Origin of the sequence: Paenibacillus sp. EKM10P, assembly GCF_011800655.1 — a bacterium.
Taxonomy (GTDB): domain Bacteria; phylum Bacillota; class Bacilli; order Paenibacillales; family Paenibacillaceae; genus Paenibacillus; species Paenibacillus polymyxa.
Window position 1 is genome coordinate 882,649 of sequence record NZ_JAALET010000002.1, and the last position, 24,382, is coordinate 907,030.

At 47.7% G+C, this 24,382-nt stretch carries 4 protein-coding genes; all 4 read right to left on the minus strand.

What is annotated here, in order from left to right; genetic code table 11:
* Window positions 1-26: 26 nt before the first annotated feature.
* On the minus strand, window positions 27-980 hold the full coding sequence (locus HFE01_RS09495) for an acyltransferase domain-containing protein (RefSeq protein WP_102999183.1): 954 nt from the start codon (window positions 978-980) through the stop codon (window positions 27-29).
* 62 nt (window positions 981-1,042) lie between these two features.
* Window positions 1,043-1,918 (minus strand): SDR family NAD(P)-dependent oxidoreductase, encoded by an 876-nt coding sequence (locus HFE01_RS09500; RefSeq protein ID WP_016822429.1) that lies wholly within the window; start codon window positions 1,916-1,918, stop codon window positions 1,043-1,045.
* Window positions 1,919-1,977: 59 nt separating this feature from the next.
* The gene (locus tag HFE01_RS09505; protein WP_107733334.1) at window positions 1,978-10,908 is read right to left on the minus strand and encodes a hybrid non-ribosomal peptide synthetase/type I polyketide synthase; all 8,931 of its coding nucleotides are present in this window, start codon (window positions 10,906-10,908) and stop codon (window positions 1,978-1,980) included.
* A 31-nt stretch (window positions 10,909-10,939) separates the two neighbouring features.
* Window positions 10,940-24,343 (minus strand): SDR family NAD(P)-dependent oxidoreductase, encoded by a 13,404-nt coding sequence (locus tag HFE01_RS09510; protein WP_167437951.1) that lies wholly within the window; start codon window positions 24,341-24,343, stop codon window positions 10,940-10,942.
* Between the last annotated feature and the right edge of the window lie 39 nt (window positions 24,344-24,382).

Sequence of the window (24,382 nt, forward strand, 5' to 3'; positions counted from 1 at the left end):
TCCTCCTTGTTAGTAATGGATGCATATTAGGCAAATATTTCGAACAGACGATCCAAATTTTTTATGTCCTGTTGAAAAGGGGAGAGAATAGAACAGACGCTTGCCTTTTTCTTGGGGCCAAAATTATACTGTACAAAATTAGCAAGCGTGCCCGAGGGACCGAGATCAATATAGACAACCCCGTCCCTGTCTCCCAGACACTTTAGAGCGCTCTGAAATTGCATAGGCTTTCTAGTAACATCCCAAAGAAAACGGTTGTCAAGCCATGTCGTCTTCCCGCCGTACATAGATGAAACCATATTTATTTTAGGGCTTCTTATGGTCATGAGCTTTAAAAATTCCGTATATTCCAATGCGATTGGGTCCATTAAGGAAGCATGAAAAGCATAGTGTACTGGCAGTCTTTGACAGATCATCTCATTTGCCTTCAAATAGTGTTCAATCTCTGACAGACCCTCGCAGCTGCCTGAAATAACAAAATGCGAGTCAAAGTTGATGGATGCCAGCTCTGAGTTGGTATTCAATATGGGTACTTCATCATACAGACCGGGATCGCCAATGACGGCCATCATGCCCCCTTTCGGACAGTACGTCTCCACCAGCTGTGCTTGCTTGATAATGCATTGAAGTGTGTCCTCATAGCTCATACAGTCAGCCACAGCAACAGAAACAGACTCACCCAGGCTAGAGCCTAAAACATAATCAGGGTAAATTCCCTTTACCAATAACACCTGTGTGAGCGCATATTCAACCATAAAAATGGCAGGATGAGTATATAGCAGGTTGTCAAACTCTTCTCCCCTGCGACGCGTGTCATCGTACAGCGTTTTTAATACAGACCTGCCTGTAACATCCATATGAATCTCATCCAACCTGGTCATCCATGTTCGGAAAACCGGGTTGGACATATATAATTCCTTTCCCATACCGTAGTATTGCGAACCTTGACCTGAAAACATAAAAACCACTGATCTGTCCATCCGAGTAACCCCCACAACGTATTGATCAGACTCGCCTAAGCAGTTCCTCTATCATTCACAGTTCATAACAAATTGCGCACTAATTGCATTTGGGATGCCGTAGGATTACTTTCATTAAGGACATTCTCCATATGCTGCCTGATTGCAGGTTTGAATTTCGGTTCTGTGATGATATATAGCTGCCCCTTTCGGATGCCCTCAAAAATTTGATGGGCCACATCCTCTGGAAGTATGCCATTTTGGACAGCCTTGCGAGCCAATTCGGTAATGACTTGTCTTTCGGGCGGAAGATTTCCACTCCCATCTGGCTTACGCAGCTCTGTCGGGCGGTTTCGCTCTGCGTCCATAATTTGAGTACGGACGAATCCCGGACACACAACCGACACTCCCACATTAGAACCGATCAATCTTAGCTCTTGGTATAGCGTTTCAGACAGGCTTAAAACGGCATGCTTTGACGCGCTGTATATTCCATTTCCAGGACCGGACAGCAGACCAGCAATCGATGCTGTATTTACAATATGGCATGGAGTTTTTTGTTTCACCATAATAGGAACAAAAATTTCGGTAGCAAACAGAATTCCCCAAATGTTTACGTTAATTACCCACTGCCAATCTGCCACAGTATTCTCCCATAATAAGCGGCCTGTGCCGGCATCCACACCTGCATTATTGAACAAAAGATGCACAGCACCAAAGGTCTGAACTGTTTTTTGCGCTAATAAACGAATATCAGCTTCTTTGGAAATATCGGTCACAACAGATAGTGTAGCTGCGCCCATTTCTTGCAATTCTCGTTCAGTCCTTAGAAGAGCCCCCTCCTCAATATCCGCCAGAACAACCTTCATCCCTTCATTGACACATCGGTCTGCAATAGCTCGGCCAATTCCGCTGGCAGCTCCCGTAATCACAGCTACCTTATCTTTAAACTCCCTCATGTTTACCTCCGGAATATTCGTATTTTTCGTTAGACAGGGTTTTGTTCCCCAATGTGTGCTCAGAAAGGAGAAGTCGGTAAGGGAATTCTACGAACAGTGTGTCCCTCATGGAGCGCCTCCCACGTAATCCTGCCTCCCTGGGTCCAATACATCGCAATATTTTCCAGATTTCTCTCCTCTAGAAGTATTTGAGAAACTTTCTCGCCTACTTTTCCTGACAGAAGTGCACTTGTATTTGAATCTTCTCCGCCTTCTCCGATAAATACTGGAATAGATGCTCTCTCCGGCTCGTTGCCCTGGCCGACTGACTCGATAAGCTCTCTAAGACCAGTTCGCAATTCCTCCCGTGAGCTCGCTACGATTGCCGCCCGGCACTTCATCGCTTCACGGCCTGTCTGAAGGGTGAAAGCAATATCATGTAAGGAAAGCTCGTGCTGCTGCTCTACATATTCAAGTAATTGACTCGCAAGCGCATTTAGTCGCTCCCAGTTTATGTCTGAGAGAATCACTACTTCTGTCTGATCTGCCCCTTGCAACTGGACAGCTTCTTTTGGCGAAGGGATGTATTCTTCCAGAATAAAATGAACATTCGATCCCCCAGCACCGAAGGAGCTTACTGTTGCCCGTAGCGGAAATTCCCGCTCTTCTCCCTCCAGCTCTATTACAGGCCGCTTCCATTCCTGAAGCTCCCGCTGCAAATAAAATGGAGTATTGCTGAACGTAAGATTAGGATTCAGCTTTTCCGCTTTAATGGTGGGAACCAGCTTTCGATGCCACAATTGCAATATGGTCTTGGTAAGCTGCGATATCCCTGAGGCCGCTTCTGCATGGCCTATATTGGATTTAACCGAACCCATGGCACAAAAGTGCTGCTCATCCGTAAATTTCTGGAAAGATTTTTTCAAGGCGACTAGCTCAATTGGGTCTCCCAATGTAGATCCATTGGCTGCTGCCTCTACATAGCTGACTGTCCGAGGATGAATGCCAGCTTTCAAAAAGTTCTCTTCAACAAGTTGTGCCTGTGCATTGGGATTGGGGACCGTGTACCCATTGCTGTGTCCTCCATGATTAGTGGCCGTAGATTTGATGACTGCTAAAATGCAGTCTCCATCCTCCTCTGCCTTATGAAGCGGCTTTAAGAGAACTGCCCCAACACCTTCAGCAGGAAGATATCCGTCTCCATCCGCAAAGCTTCGACTTTCTTCATGGCTTCCGATCAATTGGTTCTGGCTGGATTCAATATACTTTTTGGGGCTTGTCAACAGATTCCCACCGCCAGCTACTGCGATTTGACACTCACCTCTGATCAGGCTTTCACATGCCATATGGACAGCCACAGCAGAGGAAGAGCTCATCGTATCAATGGATATGCTCGGTCCCTGGAAATTGAAATAATGCGACATGGGGTTGGCGACGGCAACAGAACCAAAGGATGTGATCCGAGGGGCATCCGTATTTGTATCACAGGTGCAGTATTTATGATACGTAGCACCAACGTAGACCCCAACCTTGGATTGGTGTTTTTTCTGTAGCATCTCTCGCGTATATCCCGCACTTTCCAGCAGGCTCCATATCATTTCCAGGAAAAGCTGTTCCATAGGGTCCATCAAACTCACCTCATAAGGAGTGAGGTGAAAGAAAGAAGAATCCAACGGATTTATTCTGTTTAGGAAGCCCCCCCACTTGCAGTAGGTTTTTCCCGGTTTATTTCTTTCTTTATCAAAGTAAAGATCGTGATCCCAGCGATCTTTGGGAACTTCGGTAATGCAGTCCTTGCCCTCTTGGAGATTTCTCCAGAATTCTTGAATATTTTCCGCTCCAGGATATTTTCCAGACATCCCGATGACAGCAATGTCCATCGCTCCTGTTTCTGTTTTTGTTTCTATTTTTGTTTCTATTTTTGTTTCCGTTTCTTTTGCCTCCTCCTTAGGCTCTACTCGCACTGACGAAATAGGTGAGTGCCGAAATAAAGGAGAGGGCGCTTTTGCATGTTCTACGATGCCGATGGATTTCGTGCTAGCTGCCGCGACTAGCTCTTGCTCAGCACCAAACAAAGCGTTCAATTCGTCCCGATGAGATTCCAAGAAGTAATCCGTTAAACTCTGGATATTCGGATATTCAAACAGTAAGGTTCTGGACAGTGATCCAAACGTTTCTTCCAACTGATCGGTTATTTCCATAGACTTTATGGAGTCAACCCCATAGTTTTCTAAGTTTTTATCCTCTTCAATGCGCTGTTCCGGCAGTCCAGTGGATGAGGAAAGTAAGCCCTTTAGATAACCTGTTATCTGATCACGCAACCGCTCTTCTCCAACCAGGGATTTTGTCTCATTGGCTACGGAAGCCGTGTCAGCTATTGCACTTACAGTCGCTACCTGATCCAGACCAAACAAAGTGCTTAATTCGTCTCGGTGAGATTCTAGAAAATATTCGGTTAAGCTTCGGATATTCGGATATTCAAACAGTAAGGTTCTGGACAGCGATCCAAACGTTTCTTCCAGCTGATCGGTTATTTCCATAGACTTTATGGAGTCAACTCCATAGTTCTCCAGGTTTTTATCCTCTTCAATGCGCTGTTCCGGCAGTCCGGTAGACGAAGAAAGCAAGCCTTTTAGATAACTTGTCACCTGATCACGCAACTGTTCTTCTCCTGGTCGAAGTTCTGTATCCATTGCTGTCGTAGCGGTGGTGGCTTTTACACCTACAGTTACTGCCTGCTCCAGACCAAACAGAGCGATTAATTCGTCTCGATGAGATTCCAGAAAATACTCGGTTAAGCTCCGGATATTCGGATATTCAAAAAATATCGTCTTCGACACCTGATCGAACGTTTTCTCCAACTGGTCAGTCAGTTCCATGGACTTGATAGAATCCACCCCGTAATTTTCCAACGGCGCATCCTCTTCAATTCGATATGCAGGCAGTTCGATTGACGAAGACAACAAAGTCTTCAAGTAATGGGCCGTCTTTTCACGCAGCAGATGTTCATCTTGGACGGACACTGTCTTATTTTCTGAGAAAGGAGCGATGTTGTCTTCTGATCCGAGTCTCTGATCTCGGGCTGCTTCTCCGCTGTCTTCAAGCTGTCCTTCCATAATCATCATTCTGCTGATCAGTTCAATGTCTCCTTCTACCACCATCGCTTGATTCGATATGCAGGCTATACTTTGATACAACGCACGAATACCAGTCTCTGTCCTCATCGCATACATGCCTACATTCTGCAAAGCTTTTTCCGTCTCCTGGTCAGGTCGCATTCCGCCGTCTTTCCATAACGGCCAATTGATCGACAGCGTTTTGCCCATACGCTCCCAGGAGGATACCAAAGTATTACGATACCAAGCATAGGCATCCATGAACGCATTCGCGGTGGCATAGTCAGACTGACCCGCATTTCCGCCCACTCCGGCAGCTGATGAGAAAAGAATAAAGAAATCTAGGGGCATGTCCTTACTGGCCTGATCCAAATTGGCTAGTCCGACCACCTTCGGTGCCAGAACTTCCCTGAATTCTGCGCTCGTCTTTTTGATAATATAGTTATCTTTGTTGATTCCAGCACTGTGCAGAATGCCGTTAATTCCGCCGTATGCCATTTGGATGTCCTCAATCAGGCCAACCACCGCTGCCTTCTGCGTGACATCCACCTGTCTGTATTCCACCTTGGCGCCAAAAGCCTTCAATTCTTCCAATTGGGCCAGCTTGTCCTCGGTCAGCAGGGACCGCCCAGTCAGAATCAAGGTTGCTTCCCTGGTCTGGCGCGCAATTTCTTTGGCAAAAATTAGACCCAGGCCCTTGGCACCTCCAGTAAGCAGGTAAACCCCATGATCTTTCCATGGAATTTGTGGTGTCGCTGGCATTTCAACCTTGTTCCAGGCAGGAATCCAACGTTTACCTTCTACAAAACGGATGCGGCTGTCCTCTGGACGCTGACTGCTCGACCTTAATATTTCAATGAGTCCTTCATTTTTTTCCGTTTCCCCTACTTCAATCAGTTGCCCATAGAACTTTGGATTTTCCTTATGAGCCGTTTTGAGTATGCCGCACAGCCCGGAGAAAAGTAGCTTCTCATTTCCAGACATCGTTACCATTTGTACCAGCACTTTGCCTTTAGGCTTGTCAATTAGGATGCCTTGTATTTTCTCAAAAACCTGAACGGCATATGTTTCAAAGCGTCGGTCGACCTCTTCCATGCGGGCCTGTAGGGTGATGCATTCCACGCCTGTCAAGGAGGCCTCGACATGTACCGCAGCTATGGCATCTGTCTCACAAAGTATGACCACATGCCGTTCGTAGTCGGTTGCTATGGTTTCCTCATTAGCCGCCTGTTCTTTCCAGAATGGCTGTAGCATCATTGCACCGAGCGGTTGCTCACAAGTTTCCGCTTCCTTATAGGAGACCCCTTTTATGCGCACACAGATTCTGCCTGCCTCGTCGCACAAATCAATATCATACTTGTGCATCTTATGATTAATCTGATTTCCTCTTCCATGCCGTACTAACGCCCACATTTTGCTCGGACATTCCTGAAATATTTGAAGCTTATCTATCGCAGTCGGCAGTATTTTTTTCCGAGAATCAATGCCATTGAACTGCATAACATTTTCATTATTCGAAAGCAGGTATAACGGCAATTGCAGGGCAGCACTTGTCATGAAGGGATGCATAACAAATAGGCCCCCAGTATTCGCAATACCGGAAGGCAGTGATAGCTTGGCCAACACCAAACCCTGACCTATATAAACTTGCTCAGCGGACTGGAATTCCGAATCGTAGTTGGCTCCAGTCGTGCGCAGTGCTTCATCGTCTCCCCTAGGTAAAATATGATCAATGCACTCCATCTGCAAAGCCTGAATATCTAATGTTTCCGTTCTATTTAAAGCCTCCAGCTCGGCACTTCCCTCGCTGTGTAAGACAGGATCTCCTGCTTCGGTTCGTGTGCTGTAAATTTTGAAGCCAACTCCACCTTGATCTCCCGGAAAGAGTCCTATATGTATTTCCGGCTGATCTCCTATGACAGGAGCATGTGTCCATACCATGTCTGTGAGTGTGATGCCTGCCTGACCCTTCTCCTGAACTGTTAACGATTGTTCAACCGCTGCCCGCGCCATTTCAAGACATGCTCCATCCGACAGGACAAGTCTTCCATCAACGACGGAGTTATTCAGATAAAACTCCTGACCGTTGAAGATTGAGCTGAATCTTTGCTCAGAAAGAACGGAAGTATTGTGATGCAGTAAGGGGTGCAGATATGCCGGAGTGACGCCAGCGGGCTTTTCTTCATCTACTGATATCCAGTAGCGTTCCCTAGCAAAGGGATACGTGGGCAAACTGATGCGGAAAGGCTGGACATCACTGTAAAGTCTGTTCCAGTCAATGTGCACACCCTTGACCCACAATTCCGAAAGCCTGCCGTATTTCTCTGCTAGATTCCAGGCATCAGAGGATTCATCCAGCGCTTCTTCCTGCTTAACGACATCTAAACTCTCCTTATCTCGTTTAGCCTGTCCCCGATAAAGCTGTACAATATTCTGCCTTCCCCCAATAAATTCCTGCAGCTTGTTTCTAAGTTCCTCCACTGACTGAACGACCACAGCAAGGCGCTCTTCCATCGCCTCACGCCCTATCTGCAAGGTGTAAGCCACATTTATCAGGTCATTATCCGAGAAGTCATTTTTATCCATTGCAGCAGTCAATTGAACAGCCTGCTCTTTCAATGCTTCATTACTTTTGGCCGACAATACGATGACAACTGGCCTTTGCGGAGTAGAGGCAGCCTGTTCTGCTGGAATGTATTCTTCAAGAACGATATGGGCATTAGATCCTCCGGCTCCGAAGGAAGATATTCCTGCAATTCTCGGGTATTCCCGTTGCTCGCCGTTTTCCTCCAGAATCGGACGTTTCCATTCAGCAAGTCCCTGCTGAACTGCAAATGGCGTCTTGGCAAAATTTATATTGGGATTCAATACTTTGGCATGCAGACTTGGGGCAATTTTCTGGTTTTTCATTTGCAGTATAATTTTAGCGACACCCGCAATCCCTGCGGCCGCCTCCAAATGGCCTATATTTGATTTTACCGAGCCAATCGCACAGAACCCTGTATCCTGTGTATCCTTCTTGAAAGCCTGGGTAAGTCCGGTAATTTCAATAGGATCACCAAGCTCTGTCCCTGTTCCGTGGGCTTCAATATAACTGACTGTTCGAGCATTGACGCCTGCTTTATCCAAAGCCTCTCGGATCAATTCTCCTTGTGCTACCGGATTAGGAACGGTATATCCGTTCGTTTTTCCACCATGATTGATACTAGTAGCCCGAATAACCGCATAAATGTGATCCTTGTCAGCAATGGCCCGAGATAAAGGTTTGAGCAGCACAACGCCCGCACCTTCACCAGGGACAAATCCATCCCCCCCTTCGCCAAAACTCTTGCAACGTCCCTCTGGCGATAGCATTCGCATTGTGCTTAGAAAAACATAGTTGGAAGGATGAAGATATAAGTTGACTCCACCTGCAATGGCAATCTCGCATTCTCCGTTATGAATATGCTCACAAGCCTCATGGATTGCAGTTAATGACGAAGAGCACATGGTATCGACCGAAAAGCTCGGCCCCTTCAAATTTAAGAGATACGATATTCGATTGGCTACCGAACTGAAGGATGTGCGAGGAAAGATCGGTTTGCCTTGCTCCCACAGCTTGGGGCCGTATAAATTGAAGCCTGTTGCGGTAATGCCTGCAAAGACGCCGATTCGCCCATTGTATTGCACTGCAAGCTGATCTCTGCTATATCCAGCATCCTCGAAGGCCTTCCAGCATTCTTCCAGGAATATCCGTTCCTGAGGGTCCATACTCATCGCTTCCCGGGGCGATATATTGAAGAAAAGAGGATCAAAATCTGCAAAATCCTCCACAAATCCTCCAGATTTGCTATAGCTTTTGCCCTTCTCCACAGCTTCCTTGATGTCAGGAGAGTAAAATCCTTCTCTCTTCCAGCGATCCGCAGGGACCTCTGTAATACAATCTTTGCCCTGTTGTAAATTGCTCCAGTATTCTTCCATATTTTTTGCTTGTGGAAATCGTCCGCTCATGCCAATAATGGCTATTTGCTCGTGTTTCGCACTGCCTGTGTCTATAGCTGCGCTGCTGATACGTTGGTTTTCTTCCTTTGGCAGAGTCGGCAATGATAATTCGCTATTAACATGCAAGGATGCAGGGACGAAGTTTTCTTCCGGCTCCAGCCGTCTGCCAAGTCCTGTCCACCGTACGCATTCCTCATAGTAGTCAGCAATAAAATATTTCGCTACCGCTTCCAACGTCTGATATTCAAAAAACAGGGTCATCGAGATTTCACCAAAAACTCCCTGAAGCTTTTGATTGAGCCTTGTAATCATGATGGAGTCTATACCGTAGCTCTCCAAAGGCTCACTGACATCAATCTTTTCAACGCTCAGCTTAGTCACTTCTCCAAACAACACTTTAAGCTGGTGCAAGGTTTTTTCCAGAAGCAGCTCAGGATTTATCGGTGAAGAAGCTGTCTCTTCAACGTACACGTTCTCCTGTGGCTGAGGCTCCAATAGATGCTTCCGCAATCTGGACAAATCCCCCTCTATCACCAGCACCTGCTTCTGGCCAGAGGCCAGGCTATCATATAAAGCCTTAACACCGTTTGAAGTTTGCATGGCCACCATGCCAATACTTTGCCAAACCCTCTCCGTTTCAGCATCTGCATGCATGCCTCCATCCTTCCAGAGAGGCCAATTGACAGACAGCGTCTGCCCTTTGCGCTCCTTGCAAGAGACGAGGCTGTTTCGATAAAAGGCATAGGCATCCATAAACGCATTTGCTGCGGCATAGTCGGCCTGACCAGGATTGCCCATAATCCCTGCGATGGAAGAGAAGAAAATGAAGAAATCAAGATCTAGCTCCTTCGTCGCCTGATCCAGGTTGACCACCCCGGCTACTTTGGGCGCCATCACTTCCTCGAACTCTTCCTGCGTCTTATGAATCATAAAACGATCCTGTATCACTCCTGCACTATGGAGGATACCATCAAGCCCCCCATACTCCTCTCGGATCTTTAGGACCAGTTGCGAGACCTCTTCCTTTCGGGATACGTCCGCTCGTTTGTACTCTACGCGGGCTCCCAGCGCCTTCAACTCCTCCACTATGGCCTGCTTGCTTTCGTCAAGCATGGAGCGTCCTACAAGGACTAGCGTAGCTTCTCGAACTCGCCGGGCGATATCTCTCGCCAAAACAAGCCCTAAACCTCCTGCACCGCCCGTAATCAAATAAATCCCCTGATCCTTCCAGGGTACTCTTCCCGGAGTTTCAGGGGTTTTCATTTCATTCCAGCTGAGAACCAGACGTTTACCGTTCTCGTACCTTATCCTTTTGTCCTTGGGGTGTTGGCTGTTCTCTTTCAATTTCTCAACAATCTCTTCCAACCCTGTAGCTTCCAATTCAACAAATTGCCCTACGATTTTTGGATTTTCTTTTTCGGCTGTTTGCAGCAATCCCAAAAGCCCAGCAGAGAGCTGCTGCCCGCTTTGTGAGGAAGCAGCAATCTGTACCAGCACGCTGCCCCTCAAGTTCTCTTTGAGGAGCATTTGTACTTCCGCAAGCAGTTGAAGGGCATAGCCTTGAAAGCGTTCATCCATGCCGGTTTGACCGGCATGGAGCTTGATGCATCGGGTTCCTTTCATGAGCGCTTCAATACTTCGCTCTGAGATCTGATCCGGTTCGCAAAGCACCACCAGATGCTGGCTAAATTCAGGGAGAGCCGCTTTTTGGAGCGCAGCTTGCTCTTTCCATGAAGGCTCAAGCATAAGGACTCCTGTATCCGCTAGAGCCCCCTCCGTGTTCCCTGCTCTGCTGTGCAGAGTTCCATCTGAAGCCATTTGAGCTTGAATTTGGCGTATTCTGAGGAGAGCCTCCTCTTTCTGCATCCGTCCGCTTTTTACCTCGCCCAGAATAGTTTGAAAAAAGTCCTTCATCTTCGATTGCCTCCCAGCATGTAGAAACTTCTCATTTACGTATGAATATATTGAAGATTTCATTGGCGGCCTCATCAACAGACATGGCGTCGTTCATCATTTCATCCAAGAGTCTGCCGCACAATTGATCATCAAAATCTACATTGCTTTCATTTTGCGACAGTAATGCGTGGGCTTTTAATTGATCCTTGCTATCCGAAGTCCAATAATGCTCTTTTGCAAATGGGTAGGTTGGCAGGCTGATACGGTGAGGTACCTTCCCCGTATAAATTTTTTTCCAATCCAAATTTATCCCTTTGGCCCACAGCTCCAGAAGCTTTGTATATTTCCTTTTGGAAATCCAATGTTCAATCAGTTGTTGCAGGTCTTCGTCCCCCGTAAAAATGGACAACGCTTCTTTGTTGCGTTTTACTTGACCTCTATACAGGTTGAGCATGCTGTGGCGTCCGTCCACAAATTCCTTTAATTTCTCCTCAAGATCTGTGATCGAATCCACGAGCATGGCTAGACGCTCCTCCATCGGTTCGCGTCCCACCTGGAGCGTATAGGCAATATCCAATATGCTGGCCGAGGATAGCTGACCCTGAAGAGCCTCCAGCAGCTGTCGTCCTTTTTCCTTAAGCTGCTTCTCACTCTTGGCTGATAGCACGATCATCGCAGGTCCCTTAGAAGCAGGTTCTATTCCTGATGGCTCCTGAACCTCGGGAATATACTCTTCAATCACGATATGAGCGTTGGCCCCACCTGCACCGAAAGACGATATTCCAGCCCGTCTCGGACACTCCTGAGTGATTCCATCGGTTGTAATTACCGGTCTCTTCCATTCTTCTAGATTCTGCTGGACGACAAAAGGAGTATTGCTGAAATGAATTTCAGGATTCAAATTCCTAGAATGTAAGGACGGTACTAACTGGCGATGCTTAAGTTGCAGCAATATTTTAGTTACTCCTGCAATGCCTGCTGCGCTCTCGGTGTGACCAATATTGGATTTGACCGAACCTATGGCGCAGAACTGCTTGTCTTGTGTGAATTTCTCAAAAGCCCTGGTCAATCCGGCAATTTCAATAGGGTCTCCCAAAGCCGTGCCGGTTCCATGGGCTTCAATATAACTGATGGTTCTTGCATCAACATTCGAACGCCGTAGCGCATCCTCAATCAGTTGAGATTGAGCTTGAGGGCTAGGCACGGTATAACCACTGGTTTTACCTGAAGCATTGAGCATGCTCCCTTTGATGACACCATAAATATGGTCACCGTCTGCAATAGCCTTCTCCAGCGGCTTTAACACGATAGCGCCGACGCCTTCCCCATCAACGAATCCATCCGCTTGGTCTCCAAACGACTTACATTCGCCAGTTTTCGAAAGCATCGTCATCGCTGACAGCTTGATATAGTGGATTGGGTCTACGATCAAATTGACCCCTCCGACAATAGCGCACTCGCTGATACCGCTATACAGACTTTCCAAAGCTAGATGGATAGCCGTCAATGAAGAGGAACAAGCGGTATCGATGGTCATACTTGGACCTTGGAAATCCAAATGATAGGATATCCGATTGGAAATGGAATTGTATTGAGGTCCCAAACCGTAATTTCCATTCATCACGCCTGCGAATACGCCCACTTTACGACTCTCACAAAGATTGGCAGGGGTATATCCGGCATCCTCTATACTTGCGTATGCAGCTTCCAGAAAGAGCCGTTCCTGCGGGTCCATAGTTTCGGCTTCTGCAGGAGAAATCTTGAAAAATAGTGGATCAAATAAATCGATTCCCTCGATAAAGCCGCCTGATTTCGTATAGATGGTACCCCGTTTTCCTTTTTCTTCGTCAAAGTAAGTCTTCCAATCCCAACGATCTTTCGGAATTTCAGTGATGCAGTTTTTACCCTCTTTTAGGTTGTTCCAATATTCCTCTACATTACGAGCTCCTGGATAGCGCCCGGACAAGCCCACAATCGCAATATCTCTGATATTAGAGGAGTGCTCCTGCGGCTTCTCACCTTTACTGGCAGACGGCTTAAGAAAGCGTCCTTCCTGTGCAAACCTCATCGGGGCAATATCGACTACCTGTGGAGCAGGGACTTCTTCCACTCTGGAAGTTTCTTCGCTCATCTCTGTCTCCTTCATACCTACCAGCTTCTTCAACGAATCCTTTTGCGTTTGAAGCAGGTACGCTACCAGATCATCTATGGTGTTGTACTCAAAAAACAGGGTGCTGGCAAAATCCTCGATCACTTCACGCAAAACATTGGTGATTTGCACAACCAATATCGAGTCGATCCCGTACTCTTCCAGGGCAACCGTAGAGTCGATGCTTCCCGGTTCCATTTTTAGAGTTTCGCCAAGTAAATTTTTAAAGTAGGCCGTACTTTTGCTGCGCAGTACATTATCTGATTCCGCTGATTCCGCCTGTACTGCCTCTCTTTTGGGCTGAGCTGATTGTTTTATTGATCCTGCTTCAACGGTTCTATTCTCTACCGATAGGGATTTCTGCTTTGGCTGTCGCTTTTGCCGAACCAAGCCATCGCTTTGGGCTGCAACGATCTGCTGGCCCCAATCATGCGCCTCCTGCGCCGGGAAAAACGCTGTGTGAAAGCCTTCTTTGGCCAATACGCTTTTCCATACGTGAGGATAAAGTCCAGGGCAGCCGGGAATACGCAATTCCGAATCCTCATAAGCCCACCAGCCATCCAGCAATCCGAAGGTAAGGTGGGTAAACACGCTGCTGCCCATGAGTTCATTTAATAGAAGCAGGCCGTTGCTTTTCAAAACCGCTTTCGCATTACGCAATGCCTGGCGAATATCTTTGGCCGTATGAAGTACATTGGCAGCAATGACAATATCATATTTACCTGCATCAATACCTTGTCCAGCAATAGGTTCTTCCACATTAAATATTCGATAACTAAGATACGGATTGTCTGGCCCGTACTCTTTCTCCGCATGCATCAAAAAGGCCTTCGAAATATCGGTATAACAATATTCCTGAATGTGTTTGCGGTATGGCCGTAATTTGAGGAATACGGTGTTGCTGGTTCCTCCGGTGCCTGCTCCGATTTCGAGAATTCTGATTTCTGCAGCAGAGTTGCTCATAATTCTCTGCTGAACATAGGCGGCGATCGTATCGGAAAGAACTTCATTAAAATAGTCAGCTACCAGACTGTCTTTATAAATCCCTTCCACTAATTCCATCGAGGAATTGGGGAACATGATTTCCGTTGCAGGACATTGGCCGGTAATAATTTCAGGCAAGGCCCGCAGCGTTGTCTCAGCCAAATGTACCCTCGCCCGCATCTGCGGATATTTTTGCCATGTATGCTTGTGCTCTCCCCATTCCTGCCAGACATCCTCTCGGTAAGCCGGGCTGGAAGCATTTCCATCTGTAAGTTCATCATTCAGCCGTGCCAAAATCTTTACACTCTCACCTAGCCATTTGCCGTATAACTCTGACAGTCCATGCTTATGTTTGAACTCGTCAACAGACTGACGATCTGTCCCTGACAACCCCATGGACCAAAGCTGCTCCTGCAACAGCTTGCCTAGGAGATGCTCCAATTCCCTTTCCTGCAGGCTGCCAGCATCCTCTGCCGCATATTCCTCGGCAAACTGGGCTTTTGATTTGATCACTGCAGCCATACTTTCTTGTATATCCCGAAGATCGGGATCCGTGTTGTGCGGGTATAGATTGATGGCTTCTGCCGGATTAGTCCCTTCCAACTCCAAATGTTTTGTTGTTTTCATCAGTCCCATTTGACCCAGCGGTGAGGCAAGCAACGTCTCAAGTGCCTCCATCCCCTCGTGAGGCTCAATAAGTCCGACGCCGATCTGCGCTAGTTTTGAGTAATTATCGACTTCTTGCTGCCTGTCTTGGGAGGTATTGTTTGCGTCGTTCCCCCAGTATCCCCAGTTCATGACTTTCACCGGGCAATGCCATTCCTGTGAAAGCCGCTGCGCAAACGCATCCTTAAAGGTACATCCGGCAGCATAGCTGCTTTGTCCCGGATTTTTTACATAGGCAATAATAGAAGAGAAAAACAACACGAAATCCAGCGGTTCATTTTGAAAAACCTGAGCCATACGCACACTGACATTGACCTTTGCTGAAAGCCCGGACCGGAGCCCTTCCTCCGTCAAATCTTCCAACCCCTTCTCCAAAAAGGCAATGGCAGAGTGGACTACGCCGTTGATCTTGGAGTACCGCTGCTTTATCTCCTCATATGCCCCCTGCAGCGACCTTTCATCTGCTGCATCTGCCGTAATATAGTATGGAACAGGTCCGTGGCCTTTAAATTCGTCCAATTTAGCCTGGATGGACGCGTCCTTTGGCCTTCTGCCTATCCACACCATCTGGGCCTGATAGGTCGAAGCCATATACTTGCTCCACGCCACTCCGATGTTGCCTGCACCACCGATAACCACATAGACGCCTCCGGTTTTGTACAGCGTTTGTCCTTTTGAGCCTGGAGTCTGTTTAAACGGAATCAACTGCTGGCGATACCACTGCCCGCCTCTGAAAACCCACATCCGACCCTGACGGTCTGAAGGCAACGTAAATAGTTCGGATAACGGCCAGTCATAGTCGGATTGCAGGTCTATGATACGAACCTTCCAGTTCGGATATTCTTTGGCCATCGTGCCTACCAACCCATGCAAACTTGCGTGGGCCGGGTGGACTGTATCGTCCTGATCGATCGACTGAGCCTGGGTGGTTATGGTGGTCCAGCCTAGCTTTTTCGTCCCATACCCCAGCAGGAGCAGCGCCTTGACCATTCTAAAGAAGAGCAAGACTCCGGGCTCCTGTTCCTCAATCAAGGATTCAGCAGTGACCGATTCGACAGAAATCGTAGGTGCAATCCACAGTATATGGTCAACGGCTCCATATTCTTCAACCTTTGAGGCAACCGTTTCTATGGAATCCTGCGCCTGCAGCTCCAAAAAATGCGCCTTCGGATAATATTCCCGGATGGCCTGTCTATCTTTGTCCGTACCACCTGCAATGACCATTCGGTCTATCGACGATGGGTAAACTGTATCCTTTTTAAGCGTAACCGGGTCCCATTTGGGGATGAGCATAACGGCTCCTACAAGCGGATCGGAGGCATGATCTCCTGCAACTACGCCTTGTGCATGCTCAGTGCGGATATCTCCGTCCAGCGCTCGGGTGGATAATCCCGTTATTCTGACACAAACGTTCCCTTCCTCATCACATAAGTCGATATTGAGCTTCTGTACCTTGTCCTCTCTCTTGCTGCCCTCGCTGTATTGAATCAACGACCACATATTCTGGGTGCATGCCCCATGGATTTCGATCTCTTGAAGGGCGAATGGCATAGAAGGCGTATTGGGTCCTGTGCTGTCCGGCAGCTCTCCATCTTGACCCATGATTAATCCAATGGATGCATGCAAGGCCGCATCCATTAGGCTAGGGTGAAGAACAAAGCTGTCAGCCGAATCGGAGAGCACGGAGGGCAATGCCAGCTTGGCCAGCATCTTTCCCGGACGTGTATACACTTTCTCCACGCACCTGAAGGCTGGGCCGTAATCCATGCCAATTTTTTGGAAGATATCGTAGCAACGCTCCCCCTCAAATCCGTGTAGATCAAATTCTGCCTGTAATGCCTCTAGGTTAAGCACTGGCTTTTGTTCCACGTTAAACTGCACCGCATTGCCCTGGCTGTGCACGGTATGTCCGATATCGCTTCCTGCTTGCTTACTATATACCTCAAAGCTGATTTTTCCCGCGTCTTCCAAAAATAGGCCTGTGTGTACTGGGAATGGCTGATCTTCGACCACAATTGGCCGAATCCAGTTTACATTTTTCAACCGGATTCCTGTTGTGCAGTTGTCCTCATCTCCTATAGAGCGTTCCACAGCCGCCCGCACCATCTCAAGATAAGCGACGCCTGGTAGAATCCGTTGGCCTTTTACCGTATGATCCCTGAGGAAAAATTCCTCGCCTGTAAACGTTGAGCTGAACCGCTGCTTCAAGAAGTTTGAAGTGTTGTGGTGCAGTAAAGGCGACAAAAATGTAGACTGACTCAGAGCGGCTGTCATACCATCGTTCTTTACCTGGTTTACGGGCACCCAATAGCTTTCTCTGGCAAAAGGATAGGTTGGCAAACTAATCCTGCGAGGCTTCTTTTCCCCATAAAGCCTATTCCAGTCCAACAGCAGTCCTGTCACCCAAAGCTCGGCGAGCTTTCCATATTTACCTTTGCTCACCCATGCACCCACCATTTTAGCCATATCCTCATCGATTTCCTGAGTGACCAATACTCCTTTGTTGCGCTTTACCTGTCCTCTATACAGTTCTTCTATACCTTCCTTTTCCAGCAGGAAGCTTTCCAATTTCCAATCCAGCTCTTGGATGGATGTGGCGATGATCGCAAGCCGTTCTTCCATCGCTTCTCGTCCGATCTGCAGCGTGTAGGCGATATCTGCGAGACCTATACGCGGGTCATTCAGCTCTCTAATGGCAGATAGCAATCTTTGCGCCTGCTCGTTCAGCCTTTCCCTGTTCTTGGCCGATAGCACAATCATGGCAGGATGAAGAGACGCAGGAGCAGCTTGCAGCTGACCAGTCTCTGCTGGAATGTACTCTTCAATTACCACATGCGCGTTAGACCCACCTGCCCCGAAGGCCGAGACTCCTGCCAACCTTGGATATTCCTTGATTTCACCATCCATGGATACGACAGGTCTTTTCCATTCCTCTAATGTCTGCTGTACTTTAAAAGGACTATCACTAAAATCGATGTTGGTATTTAACTTGCTTGAATGCAGTGAAGGCACCAATTGTTTATATTTCAACTGCAACAGCACCTTTGTCACCGCAGCAATACCGGCTGCGCTCTCACAATGTCCGATATTAGACTTGGCAGACCCAATTGAACAGAACTGCTTGTCTCTGGTATATTCCCGGAACACCTTTTGTAAGCCTGCAATTTCAATCGGATCACCCAGAGGAGTTCCTGTCCCATGCGCCTCTATATAGCTAATGGTTCTAGGGTTGATTCCCGCCTCCTGAATAGCCTGCCCAATCACGCTAGCCTGTGCGTTAGGGTTGGGTACGGTATATCCATTGGTTTTTCCTCCGTGATTCACTGCAGTACCTTTTATGACGCCATATATCCGGTCTCCATCTGCTATAGCTTTGGCCAGCGGCTTGAGCAGCAAAGCCCCGACTCCTTCTCCTGGCACATATCCGTCACCCTGTCCGAAGCTTTCACACCGCCCATTGCTTGATGCAAAGCTTCCCTGTCCTAGTAATAGATATTTGTTAGGATGGACGGAAACGTTGACTCCCCCTGCAACCGCCAGTTCACATTCTCCATGCTGCAGTCCGTGACAGGCCATATGGATTGCTGTCAGTGACGAAGAGCACATCGTATCCACAGCGATACTTGGTCCATGAAAATTACAAAAATACGATACACGGTTGGCAACCGCCGAAGCATTCCCGAGAAGCCCGAGCATATTCCCTTTGGCTTGTTCCTGGGCTCCATAAAGCTGATATTCGTGATACATTACTCCGACATAAACGCCAACATTGCCTTCCATGCCGCCAAGTCCCCGGTCTGCACCAAGAGTTTCGCGCGTATAGCCCGCATCCTCTATGGTTTCATACACACATTCCAGGAAAAGGCGCTCTTGAGGGTCCATCGTTTCCGCTTCTCTTGGCGAAATGTTGAAAAACAACGGGTCAAACCAGTCCACCCCATCGATGAATCCTCCCCACTTGCTGTAGGTTTTCCCGGGCTTCCCTTTAGTTTCATTAAAGTACAGGCTGTGGTCCCAACGCTCCTTGGGAATCTCAGTGATGGAGTCCTTCCCATCCCTTAGATTTTTCCAGAACTCCTGGATACCTGCTGCCCCCGGATATCTTCCCGATATCCCTATAATGGCAATGTCCAAGCCCTTCTCTTCCTGATGGGGCTGCGTACCTGTCGGGAAAGGCCATGTACGTCTGCGACTCGCAGCGATCGAAGTCAAAGGCTCTATTGCTGCTTTTGCAGGTTCGTTCGCCACTTTATGAGGAGCCGCATTCTTCTCCTGCGCTTTTAAAACGTCTACCAGCCGGCCGTGGTGCGATTCAAGAAAATATCCAGTTAATGAGCGAAGATTATGATATTCAAAAAATAATGTCTTCGGCAGTGAGCCAAACGTTTTTTCCAATTCATTTGTGAGCTGCATGACCAATATGGAATCAATCCCATACCTGTCCATAGGCGCATTTACATTTATACTTTCAGCTGGCAGCTTGATTACAGCCGAAAGCAATGTTTTCAAATAGTCTTCAGCTTTTTCTCTTAGCCATTCTTCGCCGATAATCGAGGCTTCCCCATCTTCCATTCTGGAACGGCCTGAAATCTCTGTTCCTGAAGGCTGTCCCAGAATGGCCGTCTTAATCGTTTGAGGATACCCTTCGATAACCATGACCTGGCTTTTACCGGAAGATAAGCTTTGATACAAAGCCTTTATTCCACTCTCTGTTTCCATGGCAATCATGCCCAGACCTTGCATTGCCTTTTCCGTTTCCCCATCGACATGCATCCCACCGTCCTTCCACAACGGCCAGTTGATCGACAGCGTGTGCCCCTGGCGCTGCTTGCGTGCCGCCAAAGCATTTCGATAAGAAGCATAAGCATCCATAAAGCCATTGGCAGCAGAGTAGTCAACCTGACCTACATTGCCAACACTTCCGGCGCCGGAAGAAAACAGGATAAAGAAATCCAGAGGCAGGGAGCTGCTGGCCTGATCCAGATGGATCAACCCTGAGACTTTGGGAGTCAGCACTTCTCTAACTTCTTCTATCGTCTTTTTGATGATGAAGTTGTCCCGTATCACTCCTGCTGTGTGTAAAATACCGTTAAGACCGCCATATTGCTCGACGATGCCATGAATTAACTCGGTGACCGCTTCCTTTTGACCCACGTCCACCTGTCTGTACTCTATATGACCTTCCAGCGCTTCCAATTCGCTTAACAAGGTCTGTTTATCCGCTGACAGAGGTGATCGTCCTACCAGTACGACGGTGGAGTTTTTCACATTGCACAGGATGTCTCTGGCAAAAATCAGTCCCAGGCCGCCTAGACCGCCAGTGATGAGATAGGTCCCTCCATCTTTCCATGGCTGGGCTGCATCTTCATGCAAGGTTTCAATTTCTTGCCACTTTAAAGCCTGTCGCTTGTCGCCATGATATCGTATTCGTTCGCCGTACTGGCCGTAACGGTTCTCTTGTAATTTTGCAATAATCCCCTCAGGGCCATCCTTGGCATCAAGCTCTAGCAGTTGACCCATGACATTCGGGTTTTCTTTTTGGGCGGTTTGCAGCATGGCAAAGAACCCGGAATAAACCTGTTGGTCATTTCGGGCAGGGACTGCAATTTGCAGCAAAGTTTTTGGTTTGTGTATATCCAGCATTATATTTTGCAATTCTTCAAATATCTGAATAGTGTAGTCTTCAAACCGCGCATCCAAGTCATTACTCGATGACTGTAAAACAATGCAGCGAGTACCATCCATACGAGCTGCAATATCCTTTCTGGAAATACCTTCAAATTCGCACAGAATCACAATATGCCGTATATCGTTGAACGCGTTCTCTCCTGCAAGGACTGCCTCCTCCCAGACCGGCTCCAGCATGAGTGTGCCCACATTCTCGACGAAATCTGCTTGCCCTGCTCCTTTTTCCAGTTCTCTGGATGAGAGCCCTTTGAGCTGCACACAAATCTTTCCGCTCTCGTCGCAGAGATCGATATGTACTATGCTCAATCCATTTAGTGTCTCCTCACTCGCTTGTCTGGAAATCCGTGCCCACATCACAGAAGTGCATTTTTCGAATATTTTCAGTTCCTGCAAGGCAAAGGGTACCGAGAGGTTGCCTTCAGACACATGTTCCTCCCGATCCATCACCAAGCCGATTGTGGCCTGCAAGGCTGAATCCATCAAAGCCGGATGCAATACAAATTCACTTTGGGTATGAGGTACATTGGATGGAAGGGACAGCTTTGCCAGCACGAAATCCTTTCCCCGTAAGATGGTCTCGATCCCCTGGTGTCCCGGGCCATAGTCTATTCCCATAGCTCTGAAAGCTTCATAGCATTGGCTTGAAGATAGTGAACTGTGAATACATTCGGCCTGTAAAACATTCAGGTCCAGGTACTGCGGCTCACCGCTTCTCTCCAACACAGCTATCCCCTGGCTGTGTATAATATCTTCGGCGTTTTCTTCCACGCCGCTGTATATTTCAAACGCAATCGCTCCATCGTCCTGAGGATATAGGCTGGTGTGTACCCTGATCGGTTTGTTAGCTACAACGATGGGCTGAGCCCATACTACATTTCTCAGTTGAATACGGGTCTCACCCTCCATGACATCCCCTGCTGCTTCTTCGACGGCCGCTCGCACCATTTCAAGGTAAGCCACCCCAGGTAATGTCGGTTGGCCCATGACTCGGTGATCTGCTAGGAAAAATTCCCGGCCTGTAAAGGTGGAGTCGTAGCGCTGCCCGGAGAGATCGGAAGTATTTTGATGCAGCAAAGGGTGAATTTGGGCGGTCATAGCCGGGTTTATATTCTCCTGGCCCATGTCTGTCTCAGACAACCAATAGTGTTCCCTCTCGAAAGGATAGGTCGGCAGACTGATTCGCTGGGGCTTGATTGCCCCATAAAGTGCATCCCATTCAATAGTTGCGCCATTAGTCCATAATTTGGCTACTTTATCAATTCTTTTATTCTGAAGCCAGGTCCGAACGAGGGTTCCAGTATCTTCGTCAGAATCAAAAAGTTCAATATCGTCTCTAGCATCGTCCACTTGTCCAGTTAACACCTTGTCCGACGAGTTGCCATTCACAAAATGTTCCAGCTCATGGATCAGATTTTCTCTTGAATCTGTCAAAAACGCGAGGCGCCAGTTCATAGCCTCTCTGCCCACTTGCAGGGTATAAGTCAGGTCTGACAGTTTAGTGCTTTCGTGCAATTTAACAAATTCCATCATGTCGGCGGCATAGGATTTCAGGGCTTGTTCGCTTTTGGCAGAAAGTACAAATAGCACTGGGTTGTCTTGATCGACTGGGTTCAGCTGCACCTCAGAGGTTACAGGCACATATTCTTCAATAACCATATGCGCATTAGTACCGCTAAACCCGAAAGCACTGACGCTTGCACGTCGAGGTATCCCCGGTTTGGACTCCCACTTTTGTAGCCCAGTGTTAATGTAAAACGGGCTTTCCTCCAAAGAAATATGTTCATTTAGGGATTCAAAATTGATGGTTGGCGGCAATTGCCGATGTTTCATGGCGAGAAGCACTTTCATTATGCCAGCTACTCCGGCCGCTGTTAGCATATGTCCCATATTGCTTTTCAGCGATCCCAGCGCGCAATAGCCCTTTTTGTTCGTATAGGATCGGAAAGCTTCGGTAAGCCCTTCCACTTCGATCGGATCGCCCAGTTTGGTACCTGTCCCATGGGCCTCTACCATAGAGATCGTTTCAGGATTAATATTGAACCGCTGGTAAACCTCACTTTCAAGCGAAATCTGTGAATTTACACTTGGAGCAGTAATGCCGTTGGTTTTCCCATCCTGGTTCATTCCCCATCCCCGGATAACCCCATAGATGGAGTCCTTGTCCCTGATTGCATCAGAGAGCCGTTTTAATAAAATAACGCCAACCCCTTCTCCAGGGACAAACCCGTTTGCACGGGCGTCAAAAGTAAAGCATCGTCCATCCTTGGACAGCATTCCTGCTTTGCTGGTCATGACATGCATCCCTGGCCCTGCCATGATCATTACTCCGCCCGCCAAAGCAAGATCGCTTGTTTCTAAAACAAGGCTGTTGCAAGCTTCAGCTATAGCTACCAGAGAGGAAGAGCATGCGGTATCAATCGCCAGAGAAGGGCCCTTCAAATTCAGCAAATACGAAATCCGGGCCGATAAAATTGAAGGTGATCCTCCCATAAGAACCTGCGCATTCAATCCCTGTCCGCTCATGGACCTTCCATAATCACTAGCTGCACAACCTACAAAAACACCGCAACGGCTCCCCGACAGTGAGGCTGGATTCAATCCAGCATCTTCAATGCATTTCCAGCTACTTTCCAGAAATAAACGCTGTTGAGGGTCCATCATCTCTGCTTCCGCAGGAGAAATATTAAAGAACAACGGGTCAAATCGATCTATATCCTCTAGCACACCCATCCACTTGCTATAGGTTTTCCCCTCAGCCTTGGGATCAGTATCATAATATTCATCAATGGACCAGCGTGTTGAAGGAATTTCCGATATACAATCCCTGCCCTGAGCCAGGTTATCCCAGAACTCAGTCAATGTCTTGGATTTGGGGAACTGACCCGCCATGCCAATAATTGCGATAGAATCCTTCTCCTGACCATGCGGCATACTGGGCACAGATTTTTTCATATCCGCCTGCTTGAGCAGTTTGTGCGTACCATCGCTATTCGGAAGTTGTCCGTAGGCCGTCTGAATCCGTTCCTTGACCTCTTGCTGATTCACAAACGTTTTGTCCTGCATTTTTATTTCTTTCTCAATCGTAGCCGCCAGCTTTTCTCTAATCGGCTGAGCCATATGGTTTTTCAGCTCAATCAATGACTCTCTTGGCGACTCGGACAGTTTCCTTGCCAGCTGCATTGCGTACGGCACCACTTCATTTCTCGGCAGAACAGGAAAAGGAGTCCCTTTGGACTCCAGCTCTGAACCGCTATATCTAGTACCAGTGAATAAAATTTCCTGCGCCATGCTAACTCCGAATTTTTCAGGAAAAATGAGGGTTGAGCCCGCACCGGGAGTAAAGCCGTATTTCATAAAATTAGTGGTGTAGATGCTTTCTCTACTCATCACGATAAAATCGCAAAACATCCCCATGCACCAGCCTGCGCCAATTCCATGTCCCTGCATAGCAGCAATGACTGGCAGCTTGCAATCCAGTGCAATCTTGTAAACATTGGTATCGCTATATTTCGCCTTTCCCTCATGAATGGCCAGCAATCCCTCCTGCGTACCCCCTGTGGCAAAATAGGTGTCATATCCCGTCAGAATCACAACTTTATAATTCTCGTTAGCCTGCACCGTAGCGAACGCCTGGTTCAGGCCCACAATCAGTTCATCGGAAAATGTATTTTTGTGCACGGTATCCTTCATTGTTAACAGGACAATGCCATGCTCAAATTCCTGCAATTGAACCACAGGCGGCACTTCCGTTTCGCCGTTGCTCTCCTTCTCCGGTCCGTGAAAGCTGTCCAATGGCTGTAGCGAAAGAGACAATTCCTCTATAGTTGATTCCTGTGATCGGACTTCCAATGATTCATCCAAAGATTCATCCGAAAGCCCGCCCATCAATTGGCGCAATCGTGCTTCGGCATCTTCAGAATTTATTTCTCCTGTTTGTACCGCACGAAAAATATCTTTTGGATCCATAAAAATGCCCTCCTAGCCGTATGAAATAGGACGAATATC